Annotated in this window: 20 protein-coding genes; 10 read left to right on the forward strand and 10 right to left on the reverse strand. The window is 73.9% G+C overall.

Annotation, left to right across the window (positions count from 1 at the left end; all coding sequences use genetic code 11):
• Positions 1–111: 111 nt before the first annotated feature.
• Positions 112–993, forward strand: a complete 882-nt coding sequence (locus F7P10_RS19410; RefSeq protein ID WP_176611561.1) for an alpha/beta fold hydrolase — start codon at positions 112–114, stop codon at positions 991–993.
• A 243-nt stretch (positions 994–1,236) separates the two neighbouring features.
• On the opposite strand, the gene F7P10_RS19415 is transcribed toward F7P10_RS19410, so the two are convergent.
• Complete coding sequence (locus F7P10_RS19415) at positions 1,237–1,617, reverse strand: MerR family transcriptional regulator (RefSeq protein ID WP_151010761.1); 381 nt, start codon at positions 1,615–1,617, stop codon at positions 1,237–1,239.
• Positions 1,618–1,739: 122 nt separating this feature from the next.
• On the opposite strand from F7P10_RS19415, the gene F7P10_RS19420 reads away from it, so the two are divergent.
• Positions 1,740–2,654, forward strand: coding sequence for an alpha/beta fold hydrolase (locus F7P10_RS19420; RefSeq protein ID WP_151010763.1), 915 nt, complete (start codon positions 1,740–1,742; stop codon positions 2,652–2,654).
• Positions 2,655–2,709: 55 nt separating this feature from the next.
• Here the strand turns inward: F7P10_RS19420 and F7P10_RS19425 are convergent, their stop codons facing one another.
• Positions 2,710–3,105: a RidA family protein gene (locus tag F7P10_RS19425; protein ID WP_151010765.1), complete on the reverse strand. Its 396-nt coding sequence runs from the start codon at positions 3,103–3,105 to the stop codon at positions 2,710–2,712.
• Positions 3,106–3,188: 83 nt separating this feature from the next.
• Between F7P10_RS19425 and F7P10_RS19430 the strand changes: the two genes are divergently transcribed.
• Complete coding sequence (locus F7P10_RS19430; RefSeq protein ID WP_151010767.1) at positions 3,189–4,157, forward strand: YafY family protein; 969 nt, start codon at positions 3,189–3,191, stop codon at positions 4,155–4,157.
• A 55-nt stretch (positions 4,158–4,212) separates the two neighbouring features.
• Here F7P10_RS19430 and F7P10_RS19435 read toward each other — a convergent pair whose 3' ends face one another.
• Positions 4,213–4,959 carry a helix-turn-helix domain-containing protein gene (locus F7P10_RS19435; protein WP_151010769.1) on the reverse strand — a complete coding sequence of 249 codons (747 nt, stop codon included), beginning with the start codon at positions 4,957–4,959 and terminating at the stop codon, positions 4,213–4,215.
• 229 nt (positions 4,960–5,188) lie between these two features.
• On the opposite strand from F7P10_RS19435, the gene F7P10_RS19440 reads away from it, so the two are divergent.
• The 3 genes from F7P10_RS19440 to F7P10_RS19450 are packed head-to-tail and all read left to right on the forward strand — an operon-like array spanning position 5,189 to position 7,574.
• Positions 5,189–5,851: a DUF4097 family beta strand repeat-containing protein gene (locus F7P10_RS19440; protein ID WP_151010771.1), complete on the forward strand. Its 663-nt coding sequence runs from the start codon at positions 5,189–5,191 to the stop codon at positions 5,849–5,851.
• Positions 5,852–5,862: 11 nt separating this feature from the next.
• Positions 5,863–6,801 carry an ATP-binding cassette domain-containing protein gene (locus F7P10_RS19445; RefSeq protein WP_151010773.1) on the forward strand — a complete coding sequence of 313 codons (939 nt, stop codon included), beginning with the start codon at positions 5,863–5,865 and terminating at the stop codon, positions 6,799–6,801.
• Positions 6,798–7,574, forward strand: a complete 777-nt coding sequence (locus F7P10_RS19450) for an ABC transporter permease (RefSeq protein WP_151010775.1) — start codon at positions 6,798–6,800, stop codon at positions 7,572–7,574. The genes F7P10_RS19445 and F7P10_RS19450 overlap by 4 nt, the downstream gene beginning before the upstream one ends.
• Positions 7,575–7,598: 24 nt before the next feature.
• Here the strand turns inward: F7P10_RS19450 and F7P10_RS19455 are convergent, their stop codons facing one another.
• Positions 7,599–9,017, reverse strand: coding sequence for a serine hydrolase (locus F7P10_RS19455; RefSeq protein WP_151010777.1), 1,419 nt, complete (start codon positions 9,015–9,017; stop codon positions 7,599–7,601).
• Between the two features lie 66 nt (positions 9,018–9,083).
• On the opposite strand from F7P10_RS19455, the gene F7P10_RS19460 reads away from it, so the two are divergent.
• A complete protein-coding gene (locus tag F7P10_RS19460; RefSeq protein ID WP_151010779.1) occupies positions 9,084–9,728 on the forward strand; it encodes a TetR/AcrR family transcriptional regulator in 645 nt (214 codons plus the stop codon).
• Here F7P10_RS19460 and F7P10_RS19465 read toward each other — a convergent pair.
• From F7P10_RS19465 to F7P10_RS19480, 4 genes are read right to left on the reverse strand one after another with little or no spacing between them, the layout of a single operon-like run.
• Positions 9,694–10,347 (reverse strand): SRPBCC family protein, encoded by a 654-nt coding sequence (locus F7P10_RS19465; protein WP_151010781.1) that lies wholly within the window; start codon positions 10,345–10,347, stop codon positions 9,694–9,696. The two genes, F7P10_RS19460 and F7P10_RS19465, sit on opposite strands and share 35 nt — an antisense overlap.
• Positions 10,348–10,361: 14 nt before the next feature.
• Positions 10,362–12,686: a xanthine dehydrogenase family protein molybdopterin-binding subunit gene (locus F7P10_RS19470; RefSeq protein ID WP_151010782.1), complete on the reverse strand. Its 2,325-nt coding sequence runs from the start codon at positions 12,684–12,686 to the stop codon at positions 10,362–10,364.
• Between the two features lie 2 nt (positions 12,687–12,688).
• Complete coding sequence (locus tag F7P10_RS19475) at positions 12,689–13,204, reverse strand: (2Fe-2S)-binding protein (RefSeq protein WP_151010784.1); 516 nt, start codon at positions 13,202–13,204, stop codon at positions 12,689–12,691.
• On the reverse strand, positions 13,201–14,064 hold the full coding sequence (locus F7P10_RS19480; RefSeq protein WP_151010786.1) for a xanthine dehydrogenase family protein subunit M: 864 nt from the start codon (positions 14,062–14,064) through the stop codon (positions 13,201–13,203). The genes F7P10_RS19475 and F7P10_RS19480 overlap by 4 nt, the downstream gene beginning before the upstream one ends.
• A 231-nt stretch (positions 14,065–14,295) precedes the next feature.
• On the opposite strand from F7P10_RS19480, the gene F7P10_RS19485 reads away from it, so the two are divergent.
• Complete coding sequence (locus tag F7P10_RS19485; RefSeq protein ID WP_151010788.1) at positions 14,296–15,483, forward strand: TetR family transcriptional regulator; 1,188 nt, start codon at positions 14,296–14,298, stop codon at positions 15,481–15,483.
• Here the strand turns inward: F7P10_RS19485 and F7P10_RS19490 are convergent.
• The gene (locus F7P10_RS19490) at positions 15,461–16,279 is read right to left on the reverse strand and encodes an SDR family NAD(P)-dependent oxidoreductase (RefSeq protein ID WP_151010790.1); all 819 of its coding nucleotides are present in this window, start codon (positions 16,277–16,279) and stop codon (positions 15,461–15,463) included. The two genes, F7P10_RS19485 and F7P10_RS19490, sit on opposite strands and share 23 nt — an antisense overlap.
• A gap of 112 nt (positions 16,280–16,391) precedes the next feature.
• Here F7P10_RS19490 and F7P10_RS19495 point away from each other — a divergent pair, with 112 nt between their 5' ends.
• Positions 16,392–17,000 carry a TetR/AcrR family transcriptional regulator gene (locus F7P10_RS19495; RefSeq protein WP_151010792.1) on the forward strand — a complete coding sequence of 203 codons (609 nt, stop codon included), beginning with the start codon at positions 16,392–16,394 and terminating at the stop codon, positions 16,998–17,000.
• 52 nt (positions 17,001–17,052) lie between these two features.
• Positions 17,053–17,967 carry an NAD(P)H-binding protein gene (locus tag F7P10_RS19500; protein ID WP_151010794.1) on the forward strand — a complete coding sequence of 305 codons (915 nt, stop codon included), beginning with the start codon at positions 17,053–17,055 and terminating at the stop codon, positions 17,965–17,967.
• A gap of 25 nt (positions 17,968–17,992) precedes the next feature.
• Here F7P10_RS19500 and F7P10_RS19505 read toward each other — a convergent pair whose 3' ends face one another.
• Positions 17,993–19,021 (reverse strand): adenylate/guanylate cyclase domain-containing protein, encoded by a 1,029-nt coding sequence (locus F7P10_RS19505; RefSeq protein ID WP_151010796.1) that lies wholly within the window; start codon positions 19,019–19,021, stop codon positions 17,993–17,995.
• Between the last annotated feature and the right edge of the window lie 78 nt (positions 19,022–19,099).

The following is a 19,099-nucleotide window of genomic DNA, read 5'->3' on the forward strand; positions in this document are numbered from 1 at the left end:
GGCCGCTATCTGTAACGAACGATCCAGATAGCTCGCCGAGCCGGCATCGATACCGGAACGCGCTGCGGCCACAGCCGCACGACGAGAACACACCATGAAGCTGGAGAAGAAATGATCTTCGACCATCGGGGAGAGCCCGTTCGCACGGGCCGTGCCGCCGTCAACGGAACGAGCCTGCACTACCGGACGGCCGGATCCGGCCGGGCGGTGGTCCTCCTGCACGGCGTGCCGAAGACCGGCTACCACTGGCGGCACCTCATTCCGAAGCTGACGCCCCATTACACCGTCGTCGCGCCCGACCTCCGCGGTCTCGGTGACTCCGCGCATCCCGCGGACGGCTACGACTCCGCGACGATGAGCGACGACATCGCCGAGCTGATGACCCGCCTCGGGCACGACACCTACAGCGTGATCGGAGAGGACTGGGGCGCCGTGATCGGCTACCAGCTCGCCGCCCGGCACCGCGACCACGTCAACGCCCTGGTCTTCGTGGAGGCCCTGTTCCCCGGGTTCGGCTTCGAAGACCATACGGCGCTCACCCCCGAGAACGTCTCGAGCGGCATGCACCTGTGGCACCTGGGCTTCTACTTCCAGCCGGACGTACCCGAGATGCTCATCGCCGGACACGAACGCGAACTGATCACCTACATGATCAAGAACGAGCGCAGCCGCCCGGACACCGCCACCTCCGACGCGATCGAAGAGTACGTGCGCTGCTACTCCATGCCCGGAGGTGTCCGCTCGATGCTGGCGATCTACCGGGCGATGCTCGTCGATGCCGAGCAGAATCGGCAGGCGGCACAGAAGAAGCTGGACATCCCCGTGCTGGCGCTGGGCGGCTCGGCCTTCATCGGCGACCGGAACGAGACCCAGATGCGGCTGTTCGCCCATGACGTCACCGGCCACGTCTTCGACGCCGGACACGACCTCGCCGAGGAGGTGCCCGACGAGATGGGGGAGGTCGTGCTGCCCTTCCTGGCCGAGCGGACGTAGCCGTCCGAGACGGAGGCGGAACCGCGTCCGCGTCGAGGCGGTCAGGTCGGTGCCGTCGGTCCGGACGTCAGCGCCGCCTGGACGATCCGGAGCGCCTCGTCGGCGTCGATGCCGACGCCGGCGATCACGGCCCGCGTAGTCGGCGGCGGCCCGGCGGGCCCGCTCCCGGCCCTCCTGGCCGAGTGACGGACGACCCGCGCGGGCCGCTCCGCGGCAACGGCCTGGGACCGGGTGGAGGTGGCCTCAGGCGCCGTCCTCGGCGCGGCAGGACCGGCCGGTGAGCATGTTGTGGCCGGCACCGGTGATGACGGCCTCGAGCCGGTCGCGGGTGTCGGTCAGGTCGGCGATCTGCCTGTCGATGCGGTCGCGGTGGGCGGCGAGCCGGACGAGCAGTTCGGGCGTGGCGCGGCCGTCGACGACGCACGGGATGAGTTCGACGATGGTCCTGCTGGACAGGCCGGCGGCGAACAGCTGCTGGATCAGCCGGACCCGGTCGACCGCGCTGTCGGGATAGTGGCGCTGACCGCTGGGGCTGCGTTCGGCGGCGAGCAGGTTCTGCTGCTCGTAGTACCGCAGGGATCGGACGCTGACGCCCGTGCCGGCGGCGAGTTCCCCGATGCGCATTCGCCCCTCCGTGACGTGCGGCACGCACGCTTGCCTCTGACACCAATGTCAGGTTTTAGCGTACTCCGGTGCGGGGCCGATCGCCCCGTTCCTCACCGCCCGCCTGAAAGTTGGAGACTCCCATGACCACATCCGAGAGCGGCCTCGCCGCCTCCCCGATCGTCTCGGTCAAGCCGATCGTGCTCCCCGCCCCCGAGCGCGGGGACGACCTGCACGTGCGGGTGTCCGCCCCGGTCACCGGGCGCGACCTGCCGATCGTCCTGTTCGCGCACGGGTTCGGCTCGAACCTCGACGGGTACGCGCCCCTGGTCGATCACTGGGCCGCCCACGGCTTCGTGGTGATCCAGGCCACCCACCTGGATTCCCGGCGGCTGAACCTCGACGCGGACGACCCCCGCAGGCCCCGGACGTGGCGGATCCGCGTCGCCGACATGAAGCGCGTCCTCGACGAACTCGACGTGCTGGAGGCGGCCGTCCCCGGCCTGGCCGGACGCCCGGACCGCGGGCGCGTCGCCGCGGCCGGGCACTCGTTCGGCGGCGGAACCGCCGCGATCCTGCTGGGCCTGCGCGTCACCGACCCGGAGACCGGGGCCGCGGAGGACCTGTCCGACCCGCGCGTCACGGCGGGCGTGCTGCTGGCCACGGCCGGGGCGGGCGGTGACCGGTTGACGCCCTACGCCGCGGAGAACCTCCCGTGGCTCCGGGACGTGGACTTCTCCCACCTCACCGCGCCGGCCCTCGTGGTCGCCGGGGACAAGGACGACCTCCCGATGACCACCAAGGGACCGGAGTGGACCACCGAGCCCTACACCCTCAGTCCCGGCGAGAAGAGCCTGCTCACCCTCTTCGGGGGCGAGCACCTCCTCGGCGGCATCTCCGGCTACGACGCCGCCGAGACCACGGACGAGAACCCCGCGCGCGTCGCCCTCGTCCAGCGGGTCACCCTCGCCTACCTGCGCCATGTCCTCGGCGTCGAGAGCTCCACCTGGGCCGCCGTCCAAGCCGGCGACCCGATGGGACGACTCGAATCCAAGTGAGGTCCGGCGATCGGGGTGCCGCCTCCGGCGGTCGTGCCGGAGGCGGCGGGACGCGTCACGCGACGGCGGTGCCCTCGAGTTCGACCATCAGGTCGGGGATCGCCAGCCGGGTGACCCCGAGCATCGTGGTGGGCGGTGCCGCGCCGGCGGCGCCCAGCCGTGCCGCCAGGACGCCGTAGTGCTCGAAGAGCCGGTCGACGTCGGTGGTGTAGACGTTGAGCCGGACGAGGTTCGCGAGGGACATGCGGGCCTCGCCGAGGACCGCTTCCAGGTTGTCGAGGCTCAGCGCCAGCTGTGCCGCCATGTCGCCGGGGTGCCGGGGCTTGCCGTCGGCGTCCATCGCGGTCTGCCCGGAGCAGTACAGGGTGCCGGTGTGTCCGGAGACGAGCTCGCCCTGGTGGTAGCCGAGGTCCGTCGACCACGTCCACGGGTTGATCGCTGTTCGCTGCATAGTCGGCTCCGTTCGTTCTGTCGGGCTATGAGCCTTTCAACGAATCACGACACCCTCTGTCGTGTATTCGGTACGGTTCCCGGATGCGCGCCGACCGGTTGGTCTCGCTGGTGCTGCTGCTGCGGCGGCACGGCCGGCTGTCCGCGACCGCCCTCGCGCGGGAGCTGGAGGTGTCGACGCGGACGGTGCTGCGCGACATCGAGGCGCTGTCCGCGGCGGGCGTCCCGGTCTACGCCGAGCGGGGACGGCACGGTGGTTTCGCGTTGCTGCCCGGTTTCCGGACCGAGCTCACCGGGCTGAACCACGACGAGGCGCTCGCCCTGGTGGTCGCGGGATCGCGGCGGGGCGCGCAGGTGTTCGGCCTCGGCTCGGCGCTCGCGTCGGCCATGCTCAAGGTCGTCGACGCGCTGCCGGAGGGCCATCGGGAAACGGCGGCCGGCGCGGCCCGGCGGTTGCTCGTCGACCCCGAGATCGACCTCCTGTCGCGGCGGACGGCCGCGGAGGAGGTGCCGGACGCCGTGGTGTCCGAGGTCCGGCGGGCGGTGTTCGCCGGGCACCGGCTGCGCATCCGCTACGCGGCCAGGGACGAGGAGCCGCGGTGGCGCACGGTGGACCCGGTCGGCCTGGTCACCGCGCGCGGCCAGGGGTACCTGCTGGCGGCGAGGTCCGGCGCGGACCGCACCTACCGGCTGTCCCGGATCTCGGCCGCCGAGGAGCTCGCCGAACCCGCGCGGCGTCCGGAGCGAGTCGATCTGGGCCGGGCGTGGCAGGAGCGCAGCACGCGGTTCCGGACCGGCGGCGACCAGGTCGCCGTGCGGGTGCGGGTGGCCCCGGCGAGGCGGGACGAGCTGGTGGGGACCGTGCTGGCGGTTCTCGGCGAGGAGGCCGACGAAGGCGGCTGGTCGCGGCTGGAGGTGACCTTCCAGGACGCCTGGCACGCGGAGTGGGCGCTGTGGCGGCTCGCCACGGGGGCGGAGGCGCTGGAGCCGCAGTGGTTGCGCACCGTCCTGCGCGACCGCGCGGCCGCGATCGCCGCCCACTACTCCGACTGAGCGTCAGGCGTACTGGAAGCCCTTCCCGTCGGCGTGAGTCCCCCGGCTCTCGGGATCAGTCGACGGGTTCTCCGGATCCGGGCTCGGGGGGTTCGGGTTTCGTGTGGAGGATCTCGCGGGCCTGCTCGGCGCTGCGGGCGGTGCTCTCGGACACGAAGTCGAGGAAGCGGGCGATGCTCTCCAGGCGGGCGGCGGCCGGGGTGCCGGTGCCGAGGACGCCGGCGCCCTGGCGCGCGATGTCGCCGACCTGGCCGATGGACCGGGCGCTGGCGAGCATCGACTGGTACCAGACGTCGTCGTCGACGACGTAGCGCTCGCGGCGGCGCTCGTCGCGTTCCCGGCGGATGAAGGCCTGGTCGTCCAGGTAGGCGATCGCCTTGGAGACCGACGCCGGGCTGACCTGGAGGCGCTGGACGAGCTCGGACGCGGTGAGGCTGCCGGAGTCGGTCATGGTGAGGCAGACCATCACGCGGGACATCATCGCGGGCATGCCCGAGGCCATGAGGACGGTCGTGAACGTCTCCTGGTACTCGCGCACGGCCTCGGCGTCGCGCCCGTGCGGCTGGGGGACGGCCTCGGGGGTCCGGGGGGCGGCCTGCCGGCGCCGGTGGGCGCGCCGGTCGGTGGCGCGCTGCGCCAGGTCGGCGCGGTATCCGGTGGGGCCGCCGTTGCGCATCACCTCGCGCGTGATCGTCGAGGTCGGACGGTCGACGCGCCTGGCGATCTCGGCATAGGCGAGGCCGTCGGCCAGTCCCAGCGCGATCTGCTGGCGTTCCTGCTGGGTGAGCCTGCCTCCCGGCATCGCGTTCCCTCTCTCCGCTCGGTGCCCCTTACCCGGCCCAGCATAGCGTTCGACTCCATTCTATTGCAACGCACACAGATCCTCTGTTGCGTTAGATGCGAGACCGTTGCAACGATATTAGGCTTCTGACCTGCTAAATTCACGTTCAAGTGCAACAAGTATGTTGCCCAAACTTTGAATGCAACGTAGCGTTTGCGTCATCGGAAACAGCGAGTGCAAGGAGAGCACGATGCGGACGTTCGACACCCCCGCCCCGATCAGCGCCGTCCTGGACGTCCCCGCCGGACGCGTCCAGGTGATCGCCGCCGACCGCACCGACACCGCCGTCGAGGTCCGGCCCGCGAACCCCGCGAAGGGCCGGGACACCAAGGCCGCCGAGCAGACCACGGTCGACTACCGCGACGGCGTCCTGCGGATCGAGACCGCGGCGAAGAACCAGTACCTCGGCCCCTCCGGCTCCATCGAGGTCACCGTGCAACTGCCCGCCGGCTCCAGCGTGGACGCCAAGGTCGCCGCCGCGGACTTCCGCGGCGTCGGACGGCTCGGCGACCTCGACTTCACCGGCGCGCAGGGCCGGGTCAAGGTCGACGAGGCCGCGAGCGTCCGGCTCGCCACCCACGCCGGCGACGTCGAGATCGGGCGCCTGGGCGGGCCCGCCGAGATCAGCACCACCAAGGGCGACATCACCGTCGCCCAGGCCACGAGCGGCACCGTCGTGCTACGCACCCAGGCCGGTCAGATCACGGTCGGCGCCGCCCCCGGCGTCTCGGCCTCCCTGGACGCCGGCACCGACCACGGCCGCATCAGCAACGGCCTCAAGAACGACGGCACGGCCGACCTCGAGATCCGCGCCACCACCGCCTACGGCGACATCGTCGCCCGCAGCCTCTGAGGAGCACGACCATGACGAACTCGGCCATCACGGCGCACGGGCTGCGCAAGTCCTACGGCGACAAGACCGTGCTCGACGGCATCGACCTCGACGTCCCCGAAGGAACGATCTTCTCCCTGCTCGGCCCGAACGGCGCGGGCAAGACCACGACCGTCCAGATCCTGTCCACCCTGACCCGGGCCGACGGCGGGACCGTCCAGGTCGCCGGACACGACCTGGCCCGCAGCCCGGACGACGTGCGGGGGGCGATCGGCGTCACCGGCCAGTACTCGGCGGTCGACAAGCTGCTCTCCGGCGAGGAGAACCTGCTCCTCATGGCGGACCTCAAGCACCTGTCGCGGAAGGAGGGCAAGCGGAAGGCCGCGGAGCTGCTGGAGCGCTTCGACCTGGTCGAGGCGGCGCGCAAGCCGGCGTCCACCTACTCGGGCGGCATGCAGCGCCGGCTCGACCTGGCGATGACGCTGGTCGGCGACCCCCGGCTGATCTTCCTGGACGAGCCCACCACCGGGCTCGACCCGCGCAGCCGCCGCTCGATGTGGCAGATCGTCCGGGAGCTCGTGGGCGGCGGCGTCACCATCTTCCTCACCACCCAGTACCTGGAGGAGGCGGACGAGCTCGCCGACCGGATCGCGGTCCTCGACCACGGGCGGCTGATCGCCGAGGGCACCGCCGAGGAGCTCAAGCGGCTCATCCCCGGCGGGCACATCGAACTCGCCTTCGGCGACGCGCGGCTGCTCGCCGCGGCCCGCGACGCCGTCGGCGCCGGCGCCGCCGACGAGGCGGCGCTCACCCTCCAGGTGCCGAGCGACGGCAGCGTCCGCGCGATCCGCGAGCTGCTCACCCTCCTGGACGAGCGCTCGATCGAGATCGCCGAGCTGAGCGTCCACACCCCCGACCTCGACGACGTCTTCCTCACCCTCACCGGCCAGAAGCAGGAGGCCACCCGATGAACTCCCTCACCCTCGCCGCGCGCGACTCCGCCACGATGACCCGCCGCCAGCTCAAGCGGCTGCTCCGCTACCCCTCCATGACCGTGCAGCTGATCGTGACGCCGATCGTCCTCCTGGTCGTCTTCGTGTACGTCTTCGGCGGCACCCTGGGCGCGGGCATCGGCGGCGGCGGGCGCGACACCTACGTCGACTACGTCGTCCCGGGCATCCTGCTCATGGCGGTCGTCACCGCCGCGACCGGAACCGCGGTGATGGTCGCGAACGACATGACCGAAGGGATCATCGCCCGCTTCCGCACCATGCGGATCTCCCGGGCCTCGGTCCTCACCGGGCACGTCGTCGGCAGCGTCGTCCAGCAGCTGCTCGGCATGGCCGCCATCATCGGCGTCGCGCTCGCCATCGGCTTCGGACCGAACGCGACCGCCGTGGAGTGGCTGGCCGCCGCGGGCCTGCTGACCCTGTTCGTCCTGGCCATCACCTGGCTGTCGGTCGCGCTCGGCCTGAAGTCCCCGACCCCCGAGGCCGCCAGCAACGCCCCGATGCCGCTGATCCTGCTGCCGTTCCTCGGCAGCGGCTTCGTCCCCACCGACTCCATGCCCACCGCGATCCGCTGGTTCGCCGAGTACCAGCCGTTCACCCCGATCATGGAGACCGTCCGCGGGCTGCTGCTCGGCACCCCGATCGGCGACAGCGCCGCGATCGCCTTGGCGTGGTGCGCGGGCATCGCCGTCCTCTCCTACCTGTGGGCCAAGCGCACCTTCGACAAGGGCTGAGCATGGACCCGCCCGCCAGGGCCGTCAGACCGTCCGGTCTGGCGGCCCTGAACGTTTGCCCAGGGCGACGAGCCGGACGGCCATGGTCGCGGTGCCCGCGAGGACGGCGGCGCCGAGCGCGAGCGCGGCGTCCGGCACCCAGGACCACAGGTGCCGCACCCCCATCACGGACTGGACGGCCGCCGCGAGCCCCCACGGGACGAGCCCGGCGGCGCACCACGCGAGGGTCACCGGCGGCCGGGCCGGGCGGCGGACGACGGCGACCGAGCGGGCGGCCGCGAGGAGGAGCGCGAGGGCGAGGGCGGTGACGCCCCAGACGGTGGCGTGGTGGACGGCCGCGGACGGCGCGTCGCCCGGTTCGCCGCCCGCGAGGAGGCGGGCCGCGCCGAAGCCGCTCTCCATGACCGCGCCGTCCTGCAGGAGGGCGTACATGTTCTGCTGGAGGACGAGCCCGATGCCGCGCTCCGGCAGCAGGAAGATCATCGCGGAGTAACCGGGGACCCCGCCCGTGTGCCAGACGGCGTTCTGCAGGGGTCCGTCCAGTCCGCCTACGCGCCAGCCCAGGCCGTAGCCGGTCCCGGCCTTGGACTCTTGACGCATCAGCCGTAGGGATTCGGGCTTGAGGACGGTTCCGCGTAGCTGGGCAGATGCGAACGCGGTCAAGTCGTGTAGGTCACCGCCCAGGTAGCCGTAGGCGGCACCGTGCGGGTCGTACTTCTTCGTCGCCGTGGGGAAGCCCCAGAGGAGTTGGTGGCCCGGAGGCAGTTTCCGGGCCGACTCCGCGTCGGCTATCGCGCCGTCCATGCCGATGGGGTCGAACACCGCTTCGTGCATGAAGTCGGCGAAGGGGCGTCCGGTGACCGATTCGACCACCGCGGCCAGGGCGACGTAGTTCGCGCTCGTGTAGGCGTACTCGGTGCCGGGCGGTCCGAGCGGTTCGACGCCGTCGAGGGCGCCGAGGCGTCCGGCGGGGCGGGGGCAGTCGGCGGCGTGGCAGTCGGCGACCTCGAACGTCGCCTCCGCCGGGAGGCCGGAGGTCTGGCCGAGGAGATGCCGGACGGTCGCCCCCGGCGCGAACCCGAACTCCGGGACGTGCTCGGCGACGCGGTCGTCCAGGCCGAGGCGGCCGGACTCCACGAGGGTCATGACGCCGGTCGCGGTGGCGGGCTTGGCGAGCGAGCCCCAGAGGAACGGGGTCGCGGGGGTGACGGGGTCGCCGCGGCCGTCGGTGCCCCACGCGCGCCGGTGGACCGGGCCGTCCGGGCCGACGACGGCGTAGGAGAGGCCGGGCACGCCGGTCTCCCGCATGCGGTCGCGGACGTAGGCGTCGAGTTCGGCGTACGGCCCGGACGGGGCGGCGGGCAGGGCGGTCGACGGGGCCGCGACGGCGGGCGTGGCGGCCAGCGTGCAGAGGACGGCCAGTGCCGCGGCGATCGTGCGCATGGTGGGGGCTCCCTCGATAACCGTATGGGCATACGGTTTTTTACCGTACGCTGATACGGTAAGCAAGTGCCGAGGATCGCCGACCACGACGCCCGCAGGCGGCAGATCGGGCTCGCCGTCTGCGCGCTGATCTCCGAACACGGCCTCGACGCCGTGACCGTCGCCCGCACGGCCGCCGCCGCGGGCATCTCCGTCGGGCTGGTGCAGCACTACTTCCGGACGAAGGACGACATGCTGCTGCACGCGTTCACGCAGGTGAGCACGCACATCCGGGAGCGGATCGAGCGGCACGCGCGGGAGGGCGCGCAGCACCGGCGGCCCATCGCCGGCATCCTGGCGGAGGCGCTGGCCGAACTGGTCCCGCTGGACGAGACGCGCCGCACCGAGTTCCGGGTGGCGCGGGCGTTCGCGGGCCGCGCCCTGGACGCCCCCGAACTCGCCCGCGTCGACGCCGAGACGGCCCGCGCGCTGCGGCGGGACGCGGCACGGGCCGTCCACAACGGCAAGGAGTGCGGGGAGGTCGAACCGGACCTGGACGAGCAGGCCGCCGCCGTGCGGCTCACGGCCGTCACCGAGGGGCTGGCGATGCAGGTCTACCGCGATCCGGACGGGGTGGAGGGCCGGACCGCGGCGGAGCTGACGGAGTCGATCCTCCGGGCGGAACTGGCCGCCGTCTTCACCGGCCGGTGCCGCCAGTACGAGGACCGGTGAGCCGGCGGCGCACGAGGAGCACCGCGGCCGCGACGGCGAGCGCGGCGGCCGGCACTGCGGCCCGCCGCAGCAGCGACGGCAGCACCGCCGCGCCCAGGTCGACCGGCTCGGGATCGGACGCGGCGGCGGGCGCGGGCCCGGCGGCGGGCTCGGAGGCGGGAACGGGCTCGGCGGCGGGCGCCGTGCTCATCAGCTCCGCGAGCCGCTCGGCGAACCGGCCCACGATGCGGTCGCCGACCTCCGCCATGATCCCGCGCCCGAACTGCGCCGGACGTCCCGTCACGTCGAGGTCGGTGCGGACGCGGACGCGCGTGCCCGCGGGGTCGTCCTCCAGCGTCGCCCGGACCGTGGCGGCGGCCGTCCCGGAACCGCGGGTCTCGGTGCCGGTCAGGTCGAGGAGCACGGTGCGCTCCGCTTCGCGGCGGGTGACGGTCCCCTGGCCGCGGTAGCTCATCTGCACGGCGCCGACCTTCACCTTGACGCGGCCGGTGAACGTGTCGCCGTCCAGGTCGTCCAGGACGGCGCCGGGCATGCAGGGGGCCACCGCGCGGAGGTCGAGGAACTGCCGCCAGGCCCGGTCGGGCGGCGCGGGGACGGTGAAGGAGTGGTCGAGTCGCATCGGGGTTCCAATCGTCAGGCGGCGGCTTCGCGGATCAGGGCGCGGACGCGGGACGGCGACAGCGGGCCGCGGCGGACGACGACGCCGAGGGGGCGCAGCGCGTCCTCGACGGCGTTCGCGAGGACGGCCTGCGGCGCGATGGCGCCGCCCTCGCCGAGGCCCTTGACGCCGAGGTCGTTCATCGGGCTGGGGGTGAACAGCTCGTCGAGGTCGAGATCGGGTATCTCCGAGGATGTGGGGACGAGGTAGTCCATGTAGGTCGTGGTGCGGGGCTGCCCGTCGGGCCCGTAGACCATCTCCTCGTAGAGCGCGCCCGCGATGCCCTGGGCGACGCCGCCGGTGATCTGCCCCTCGGCGATCAGCGGGTTGACGATGTTCCCGGCGTCGTGGACGACCGCGTACCGCAGGATCTCGATCTCGCCGGTGCGCTCGTCGACCTCGACGACGGCGGCGTGCGCGCCGCCCGCGACGGCGAAGCCGGGCGGCCGGAAGTGCACGGTCTCGCTCAGTTCGGTGCCGCCGTCGTCGAACGGCGCGCGGCCCGCGAGGCCGGCGAGGGTGAGCGGTTCGGGGCCGCCGTGCACGGCGCCGTCGCGCAGGTCGAGACGGTCTGCGGGGACGCCGAGGCGGCGGGCGGCCGCGGCCAGGATCTTGGCCCGGACCAGCAGGCCCGCCCGGTGCGCGGCGTTGCCCGCGTTGACGAGGGCGCGGCTGGCGATGGTGCCGACGCCGAACGGGGTGGCCGCCGTGTCGCCGCCCACCACGTCGATCTCCGACGGCGGGACGCCGAGCGCGTCCGCGGCGATCTGCGCCATGGACGTCCGGTGCCCCTGCCCCTGGGACGGCGTGCCGATCGCGAGGCGCACGCGCCCGCTCGGGGCGACGTCGATGCGGGCGGTCTCGAACGGGCCGAGCCCGGTCGCCTCGATGTACATCGCGAACCCGACGCCGACGCGCCGTCCGCTCTCCCGCAGGGCGCGGACGTCCGGCAGGCCGGCCTTCGCGACGGCGCGGCGCAGCAGCTCGGGGTAGTCGCCGGAGTCGTAGGACTGCGGCTTGCCGGAACGGTCCACGAGCCCGGTCGCGTACGGCATCGCGGACGGTTCGACGAGGTTGCGGGCGCGCAGCTCGGCGGGTTCGACGCCGAGGCGGACGGCGAGCCGGTCCATGGCGCGTTCCATCGCGAACACGGCCTCGGGCCGCCCGGCGCCGCGGTACGGGGTGGCGAACGTGGTGTTGGTGAGCGCGCCGGCGACCGCGATGTCGACGTTCGGGACGCGGTAGGGGCCGAGCAGGTGGCACAGCGAGTTGTACGGGACGACCAGGCCGGTCATGTTGTACGCGCCGAAGTTGACGGTGATGCGGTCGCGGACGGCGAGCAGCCGCCCGTCGGCGTCCGCGGCCAGCTCGATGCGGTGCACCTGCTCGCGGGCGTGCGACGCGGCCGTCAGGTTCTCGCCGCGGTCCTCGCGCCACAGGACGGGACGGCCGAGGAGCCGGGCGGCGTGCGGGACGAGCAGCTCCTCGACGTACAGGATCCCCTTCTGCCCGAAGCCTCCGCCGACGTCGGCGGCGATGACCCGGACGGCCGCGGGGTCGAGGCCGAGCGTGTGCGCGATGGCGTCGCGGAGCCGGTGCGGGGTCTGGGTGCCGGACCAGACGGTGAGGTGCCCGCTGAAGGGGTCGGTCTGCGCGGAGATCGCCCGGGTCTCGATGGGGGAGGCGACGTAGCGGTGCGCGACGAACTCCTCGGCGATCACGGCGTGGGCCCCGGCGAACGCGCCGTCGGGGTCGCCGACGCGGGTCTCGACGGCCAGCGCCGTGTTGCCGGGGACGCCGTCGTGGACGAGCGGGGCGTCGGCGGCGAGCGCCGCGTCCGGATCGACGACGACGGGCAGCGGCGCGTACCGGACGTCGATCAGTTCGAGGGCGTCCTCGGCGAGGTAGCGGTTCTCGGCGAAGACGACCGCGACGGGTTCGCCCACGTAGTGCACCTTGGCGCGGGCGAGCAGCGGCATCGGCGTCGGCCGGTTCACCGGGTCGAGCAGCTCGGCGAGGCCGGGCGGGACGCGCAGCTCCTCCTTGTTGAGCAGCGGCGGGAGCGCGGCGACGTCCTCGCCCGTCCAGACGGCGTGCACGCCGGGCGCGGACCGCGCGGCGGCGGCGTCGACCGACTCGATGCGGGCGTGCGCGTGCGGGCTGCGCAGGAAGGCGGCCTGGACGGCGCCCGGCAGCGCGATGTCGTCGACGTAGCGGCCGTCGCCGCGCAGCAGCCGGTCGTCCTCGACGCGCGGGAGCGGGCGGCCGATCCAGGCGTCGGCGCGGGGTTCGCGGGTCATGGTCACTCCCCGAAACGCTCGTCGAGCGCCTGCCGGACGGCGCGGCGGATGTTGCGGTAGCCGGTGCAGCGGCACAGGTGGCCGCTCAGCGCGTCGGCGACCTCGGCGTCGGACGGACGGTCGGCGCGCTCGGTGAGCGCGGTCGCCGTCATGACGAAACCGGGCGTGCAGAAGCCGCACTGCATGCCGTGGCACTCGTGGAACGCGCGCTGGACGCCGGTGAGCGGGGCGTCGCCGGGCGCGAGGCTCTCGACGGTGCGCAGGTCGGCGCCGTCGCACTGCACGGCCAGCGTCAGGCACGCCCGGACGGGCTCGCCGTCGACCAGGACGGTGCAGGCGCCGCACACGCCGTGCTCGCAGCCGAGGTGGGTGCCGGTGAGGCCGAGCCGGTCGCGCAGCAGGTCGCCGAGCAGCAGCCGCGACTCGACCTGCGCGGCGACCTCGGTGCCGTTGACGGTGAGCCGGACGTCGTGCCAGCCGGACGGTTCGGCCAGCGGCGGGGTGGCGGGACGGTTCATGCGCGCTCCCAGGCTTCGGTGCAGGCACGGACAAGGAGGTGGGCGGCGGCCTCGCGGCGGTACTCGGCGGACGCGTGCACGTCGTCGCCCGGTTCGAGGTGCGCGTGGACGGCGGCGGCCGCGGCGGCGAGCGCCGCCTCGCCCGCGTCCGTCCCGGTCAGGGCGTCCTCGGCGGCGGGCAGCCGGACGGGCGTGGACCCGGCGCCGCAGAACACGACCCGGGCGGACCGGACGGTCCCGTCGGCGGCGCGTTCGAGGAGGACGGCGGCGCCGACGGTGGCGAAGTCGCCGTGCCGGCGGGCCAGCTCCGCGAAGGCCGCGCCGCGCGGGGGCGTCCGGTCGAAGACGGCCTCGACGAGCAGTTCGTCCGGTTCGACGGCGGTCTGGAAGGTCGCGACGAAGAACTCGGCGGCGGGCACCGTGCGGCGCCCGCGCGGGCCCTCGACGACGAGCCGGGCGTCCAGCGCGAGGGCGGCGGCGGGCAGCTCGGCGGCGGGATCGTGGTGCACGAGGCTGCCGCACAGGGTGCCGCGGTGGCGGATCGGCGGGTGCCCGATGAGGCCGATCGCGTCGGCGAGCAGCGGCCAGCCGGCCCGGACGTCCGGGTCGGCGGCGACCCGCGCCTGCCGGACGGACGCGCCGACGTGCAGCGCGCCGGCGCCGTCGACGTGCAGGCGGTCGAGCCCCGGCACGCGGGTGACGTCGACCAGCAGCTCGGGCCGGGCGAGCCGCATGCCGAGCATCGGGATCAGCGACTGCCCGCCGGCCAGCACCTTCGCGTCGCGGTCCGGGTCGGCGAGCAGGGCGACCGCTTCCCCGATGCTGCGGGGCGCGGCGTAGTCGAACGGGGCGGGTTTCACACCGGGGGTCCTCTCGGCGGGGCGGCGTCGGGCGGTTCTCGGGCGGCCATCATTTAATCTCTAAGATGATTTACGCTAAAGTTTCGCCGAAGGCAAGTGGTTCGCCCTGATGGACGACAAAATACCTGTTGAGACGCCACTTGCACCCTCGCCTGCCCGCACACAGCGGAGATGTTCTTGAACAGACGTTCATAAACGGGCGTTCAACAGCGCTGGCCCTAACCTGGGACGGTGCATCCCGACGACAGCGCCGACAACGGGGCCGACGGTGCGGCGTCCCGGCGCGGGCGCGCCCGCGACCCCGAGGGCAACCGGCGGGCCGTGCTCGACGCGGCCCGGCGCCTGTTCGCCGTGCACGGCTACCACGAGACCGGCATCCGGGCCGTCGCCGCCGCGGCCGGTGTCACGCCGGGCCTGGTCATGGCGTACTTCGGCAGCAAGGACGGCCTGTTCCGCGAGGTCGTCGGCGGCGGCACCGGGATCAGCGCGCAGGTGCTGCGGGAGGCGGGCGACGACCCGTCCGGCCTGCCCCGCGCGCTCGCCCGCGCCTACCTCGACCGCTGGGACCGGCTTCCCGCGCACGACCCCTGGCCCGCCCTGATCCGCTCCGCGCTCACCCATCCGCCGAGCGCCGACCTGCTGCGGACGATCCTGGAACAGCAGGTCAACGAGCCGCTGCGCCGGCTGCTCGGCGACTCGCCGGACGCGTCCGTCCGGATCACGATGATCCGCAGCATCCTGTTCGGCGTGATCATGGAACGGTACGTGTTCGGGCACGAACCGGCCCCGTCCGTCCCGACCGGCGCGCTGCGCCCCGCACTGGCCGCCGCCCTCGCCACGGCCGTCGCCGGGCCGGAGGCCCCGACCCCGGACGGCCCGGACGGCGCGGACGGCCGGGAGGAGCCACTCGCGAACGCGGGCGCAGGCGCGGGCGATCTTCCGGGGTCCGTCTTCGCGGCGCTGACCGACTGCACGGCCCGGTACCAGTCGATGGTCAAGCGGGCGATGCGGCCGCACGGCGTCAGCGCCGCGGCGTTCGAGGTCCTCGACGTCCTGCGGCGGGCGGGCGACCCGCACCGCCGCACGATGGGGGAGGTCGCGGCGGCCGGGGCGGCGGGCGGCGGCGGGCTCACCCAGCACGCGGACCGGCTGGAGGCGGCGGGCCTGATCCTGCGCGAGCGCGACGCGGGCGACCGCCGCATCGTCCATCTGCGGCTCACCGCGGCGGGGCTCGACCTGGCCGTGCGGGTGGCCGCCGAGCGCACCGCCGCCGAGCGCGAGCTGCTGGCGGGGCTCACGGCGGCGGACCAGGAGCGGCTCGCCGCCCTGCTGGAGGCCCTGGGCCGGTCCCTGCCGGGCGCCGCGCCGGGCGCCGCGCCCGGCGGCGCGTCCGAGGTCAGCCAGGAGCCAGCCGGCTGAGGTCCTCCCACTCGCGGTACAGGCCGGTCCGCTCCCGGTCCATCTGCTGGACGATGTCGTACGACCGGCTCCCGACGATGAGGCGGCGGGGCGGGTCGGGGAGGTCGGCCAGCCGCATGATGACCGGGGCGGCGGTGCTCGGGTCCGGTCCGGCGTCGTCGCCCCACATCTCCTCGAGTTCGGCGCGCAGCGACGCGTACGCCGGGTCGGGCTCGGTCGCCGTCGTGCCCCGGGTGAACAGCCCGGTGTCGTAGCCGCCCATCTGGACGACCGTGACCTTGACGCCGAAGCGCGCGACCTCCATCGCGAGGGCCTCGGCGACCGAGTCGAGGGCCGCCTTGCCCGCACCGTAGAAACCCACGGACGCCATGCCGCCGCCGGTGCCCATCGAGGTGACCTGCAGGATGCGGCCCGAACCCTGCTCGCGCAGGTGCGGGACGACGGCCTGCGACACCCACACGGCGCCGAAGAAGTTGACGTCGAGATGGTCCCGGATCTGCTGCTCCGTCGCCTCCTCCACCATCCCGTACAGCATCCCGCCGGCGTTGTTGACCACGACGTCGAGGCGTCCGAGGGCCGCCTTCGCCTCGCCGACCGCGCGGAACACGGCCGCGCGGTCGGAGACGTCCAGGGTGATGCGGACGAGGCCGTCCGGGTGCTCCGCGGCGAGGTCGGCGAGCGGTTCGGGGTCGCGGGCGGCGGCCGCGACGCGGTCCCCGGCGGCGAGGGCGGCCTCGGTGAACGCGCGGCCGAGGCCCCGGCTCGCACCGGTGATGAACCATGTTCGGGCGGTCATTCGGCCTCCTTCATTAGACGAGACGGTCCGTCTCGCAACATCGAGTATGTGCAGCGCACCCTCGATTGTCAAGACGGACCGTCTCGTCTCGTCCACGTGCTAGCCTTCGCCCATGCCCAGCGACAAGAAGCCGAACCAGGCCCGGCGCAGCGAGCGGTCCCGGCGGGCGATCCTGGACGCCGCGCGCGAGCTGATCTCCGAGGTCGGGTACGCGAAGGTCTCGATCGAGGCGATCGCCGCGCGCGCGGGCGTCGGCAAGCAGACGATCTACCGCTGGTGGCCGTCCAAGGGCGCGGTCATCTTCGACGCGTTCCTGGCGCTCAGCGAGGACGGCGGCGACATGGCGCTGCCCGACACCGGCGACCTCGAGGCCGACCTCAAGACGGTCATGCGCGCGACCGCCGCCGAATTCACCGACCCGGAGTTCGAGCGGCCGATCCGCGCGCTGAACGCCGAGATCCTGGCCGATCCGGAGCTCGCCGCGCGGTACCGGGAGCAGCTCGCCGGTCCGGTGGACGAGGCGAAGAAGGCGCGGCTGCGCAGCGGGCAGGACGCCGGGCAGCTCGACCCGGACGCCGACCTCGACCTGGTCCTCGAGATGCTCTACTCCCCCCTCTCCCAGCGCTGGCTGTACCGGGCGGGGCCGCTCACCCCCGAGTACGCCGACGCGCTCGTCGACGCGACGCTCCGCGCGTTCGGCGGCAAAGCGGCCGGACCCTGACCTCCTTGCTTCGTACGGTGGTCGGCGAGGCCGGAACCGAGGAGGAATCACGATGACCAGCGCCGCCACCACCAGCGCCACCACCACCGTCGCCGTCACCACCCCGACCGGGCGCGTCGGGTCGCGCGTCGTCCGGCTGCTGCTGCAGGCGGGCGTGCGGCCGCGGGTGCTCGTCCGCGACCCGGCGCGGCTGGACGCCCCGACCCGCGAGCGCGTCGACGTGCGGCGCGGCGACCTGACGGACGCCGCGTTCGTCCGGAAGGCGACCGCCGGGGCGCGCACGGTGTTCTGGGTCGATCCGACCCCGCACGACGCCGTGGATCCGATCGAGACGTCCGCGCGGACGGCGTCCGGGCTGGTGGATGCCGTCCGGGCGGGCGATGTCGCGCGGGTGGTGCTGCTGAGCAGCGTCGGCGCGGAGAAGCGGCACGGCGCGGGGCACATCGACGGGCTCGCCCGGATCGAGGAGGCGCTCGACGCGACCGGCGCCGACGTGCTCCACCTGCGCTGCGCCTACTTCTTCACCAACCTGATGCTCGACCTGGACGGGCTGCGGCGCGGCGTGCTCGCCACGTCGTTCGCGCCGGACGCGCCGATGCCGTGGGTCGACCCGCGCGACATCGGCGACGTCGTCGCGGCGCGGCTGCTGAACGACGCGTGGCGGGGCCGCGTGGTGCAGGCCGTCCACGGACCGGAGGACCTCACGTTCACGCGGGTCGCCGAGGTGCTCACCGGCGTGCTCGGACGCCCCGTGCGGCTCGAGGCCCGGTCGGACGACGACGTCCGCTCGGGGCTGCGCGCGGCGGGCCTGCACCCGACGGCGGTGGAGGGGATCGTGGGGATGACCGCCGGGACGCGCGATCTCGTCCCCGAGCAGGCCCGCGACGTGGTCACCACGACGCCGACGACGCTCGCGGCGTGGGCGCGGGCGAACCTGCGCCCGCTGCTCGCGGAGGCCGGCGGCTGAGTCCGGCGGGTGAGCCCGGCCCGGTTCAGCCTTTCCGGGGGCGGCGCAGCAGCCGCGGGCGGACGCGCCCGAGCCCCTGCAGCGGGCGCGGGCGCAGGCCCGACACGTCGAACCGGGGCCCGGACGGCGAATCCGCCGAGACGGCCCCGTCGAGCGACTCCGCGAGCATGCCGTCGATCAGCACGGCGCCCGGGTACGCGGTCGCGGTGAGGCGGGCCGCGAGGTTGACGGGGGTGCCGAACACGTCGCCGAGCCGCTGGACGACCTCCCCGTAGGCGAGGCCGACCCGGACGTCCGGGAAGCCGGGCTCGGCGGCGAACCGTTCGGCGAGCCGCAGCCCCGCCTCGGCCGCCGCGACCGGTTCGGCGACCACGAACAGCACCTCGTCGCCGAGCGTCTTCACGATCCGGCCGCCCGCCTCCGCGACCACCTCCGTCGCCGCGGACTCGAACCGCTCGACGAACGCGGCCAGCTCGTCGGCGTCCAGCCGGCGGCTCAGCCGGGTGAACGACACGACGTCGGCGAACCCGACCGCGAGGTGGGCGAGCCCGGCCGCCGGGTCGGTGCGGGCGGCGGCGGTGCCCGCCGCGGCGCGCATCCCGGCGGCGGCGAGCTGCCGCCGCCAGCCGTGCAGCAGCAGCCGCTCGAACGCGGGCCGCAGCTCCTCGGTCGACTGGAGCGCCGTGACGACGAGGTCGGCCGTGACCGGTTCGTCCGGTGGCAGCAGCGCGCTCAGCTTCAGCAGCCAGACGTCCCCGAGCCAGCTCGCCAGCCGCCCCATCGTCTGCCCGACGGCCCGGACGAGCTGCAGCACCATCTCCTCGTCGACGAGGTCGCCGTCGAGGAGGTCGCGGATCTCGCGGAGCGCCGCCACGTCCCCGTCGGTGAACGCGGCGGCGTCGTCCGGCGGGGTGGGGAAGCCGAGCGCCTGCCAGATCCGCACCGCGAGGTCGCCGGACAGGCCCGCGGCGTCCTCGACCTCCGCCCGGGTGAGATGCAGCGGACCGCCGAGAAGCGTCTCCTCGATGTCGTCCGGCACGGGGGGTTCGGCCATGGGCGCCACCTTGTCATCGTTCGATGTCACAGATACTGGCGGAGTAAGATCACGCCGGTCAAGGCGGACGACACCGGC

This window comes from Actinomadura sp. WMMB 499 (assembly GCF_008824145.1).
GTDB lineage: Bacteria > Actinomycetota > Actinomycetes > Streptosporangiales > Streptosporangiaceae > Spirillospora.

Excerpts from the sequence above, each read along its gene's own strand:
- F7P10_RS19410 (WP_176611561.1), top strand. The coding sequence starts at position 112 with ATGATCTTCGACCATCGGGGAGAGCCCGTTCGCACGGGCCGTGCCGCC.
- F7P10_RS19415 (WP_151010761.1), bottom strand. The coding sequence starts at position 1,617 with ATGCGCATCGGGGAACTCGCCGCCGGCACGGGCGTCAGCGTCCGATCC.
- F7P10_RS19420 (WP_151010763.1), top strand. The coding sequence starts at position 1,740 with ATGACCACATCCGAGAGCGGCCTCGCCGCCTCCCCGATCGTCTCGGTC.
- F7P10_RS19425 (WP_151010765.1), bottom strand. The coding sequence starts at position 3,105 with ATGCAGCGAACAGCGATCAACCCGTGGACGTGGTCGACGGACCTCGGC.
- F7P10_RS19430 (WP_151010767.1), top strand. The coding sequence starts at position 3,189 with ATGCGCGCCGACCGGTTGGTCTCGCTGGTGCTGCTGCTGCGGCGGCAC.
- F7P10_RS19435 (WP_151010769.1), bottom strand. The coding sequence starts at position 4,959 with ATGCCGGGAGGCAGGCTCACCCAGCAGGAACGCCAGCAGATCGCGCTG.
- F7P10_RS19440 (WP_151010771.1), top strand. The coding sequence starts at position 5,189 with ATGCGGACGTTCGACACCCCCGCCCCGATCAGCGCCGTCCTGGACGTC.
- F7P10_RS19445 (WP_151010773.1), top strand. The coding sequence starts at position 5,863 with ATGACGAACTCGGCCATCACGGCGCACGGGCTGCGCAAGTCCTACGGC.
- F7P10_RS19450 (WP_151010775.1), top strand. The coding sequence starts at position 6,798 with ATGAACTCCCTCACCCTCGCCGCGCGCGACTCCGCCACGATGACCCGC.
- F7P10_RS19455 (WP_151010777.1), bottom strand. The coding sequence starts at position 9,017 with ATGCGCACGATCGCCGCGGCACTGGCCGTCCTCTGCACGCTGGCCGCC.
- F7P10_RS19465 (WP_151010781.1), bottom strand. The coding sequence starts at position 10,347 with ATGCGACTCGACCACTCCTTCACCGTCCCCGCGCCGCCCGACCGGGCC.
- F7P10_RS19470 (WP_151010782.1), bottom strand. The coding sequence starts at position 12,686 with ATGACCCGCGAACCCCGCGCCGACGCCTGGATCGGCCGCCCGCTCCCG.
- F7P10_RS19475 (WP_151010784.1), bottom strand. The coding sequence starts at position 13,204 with ATGAACCGTCCCGCCACCCCGCCGCTGGCCGAACCGTCCGGCTGGCAC.
- F7P10_RS19490 (WP_151010790.1), bottom strand. The coding sequence starts at position 16,279 with ATGACCGCCCGAACATGGTTCATCACCGGTGCGAGCCGGGGCCTCGGC.
- F7P10_RS19495 (WP_151010792.1), top strand. The coding sequence starts at position 16,392 with ATGCCCAGCGACAAGAAGCCGAACCAGGCCCGGCGCAGCGAGCGGTCC.
- F7P10_RS19500 (WP_151010794.1), top strand. The coding sequence starts at position 17,053 with ATGACCAGCGCCGCCACCACCAGCGCCACCACCACCGTCGCCGTCACC.
- F7P10_RS19505 (WP_151010796.1), bottom strand. The coding sequence starts at position 19,021 with ATGGCCGAACCCCCCGTGCCGGACGACATCGAGGAGACGCTTCTCGGC.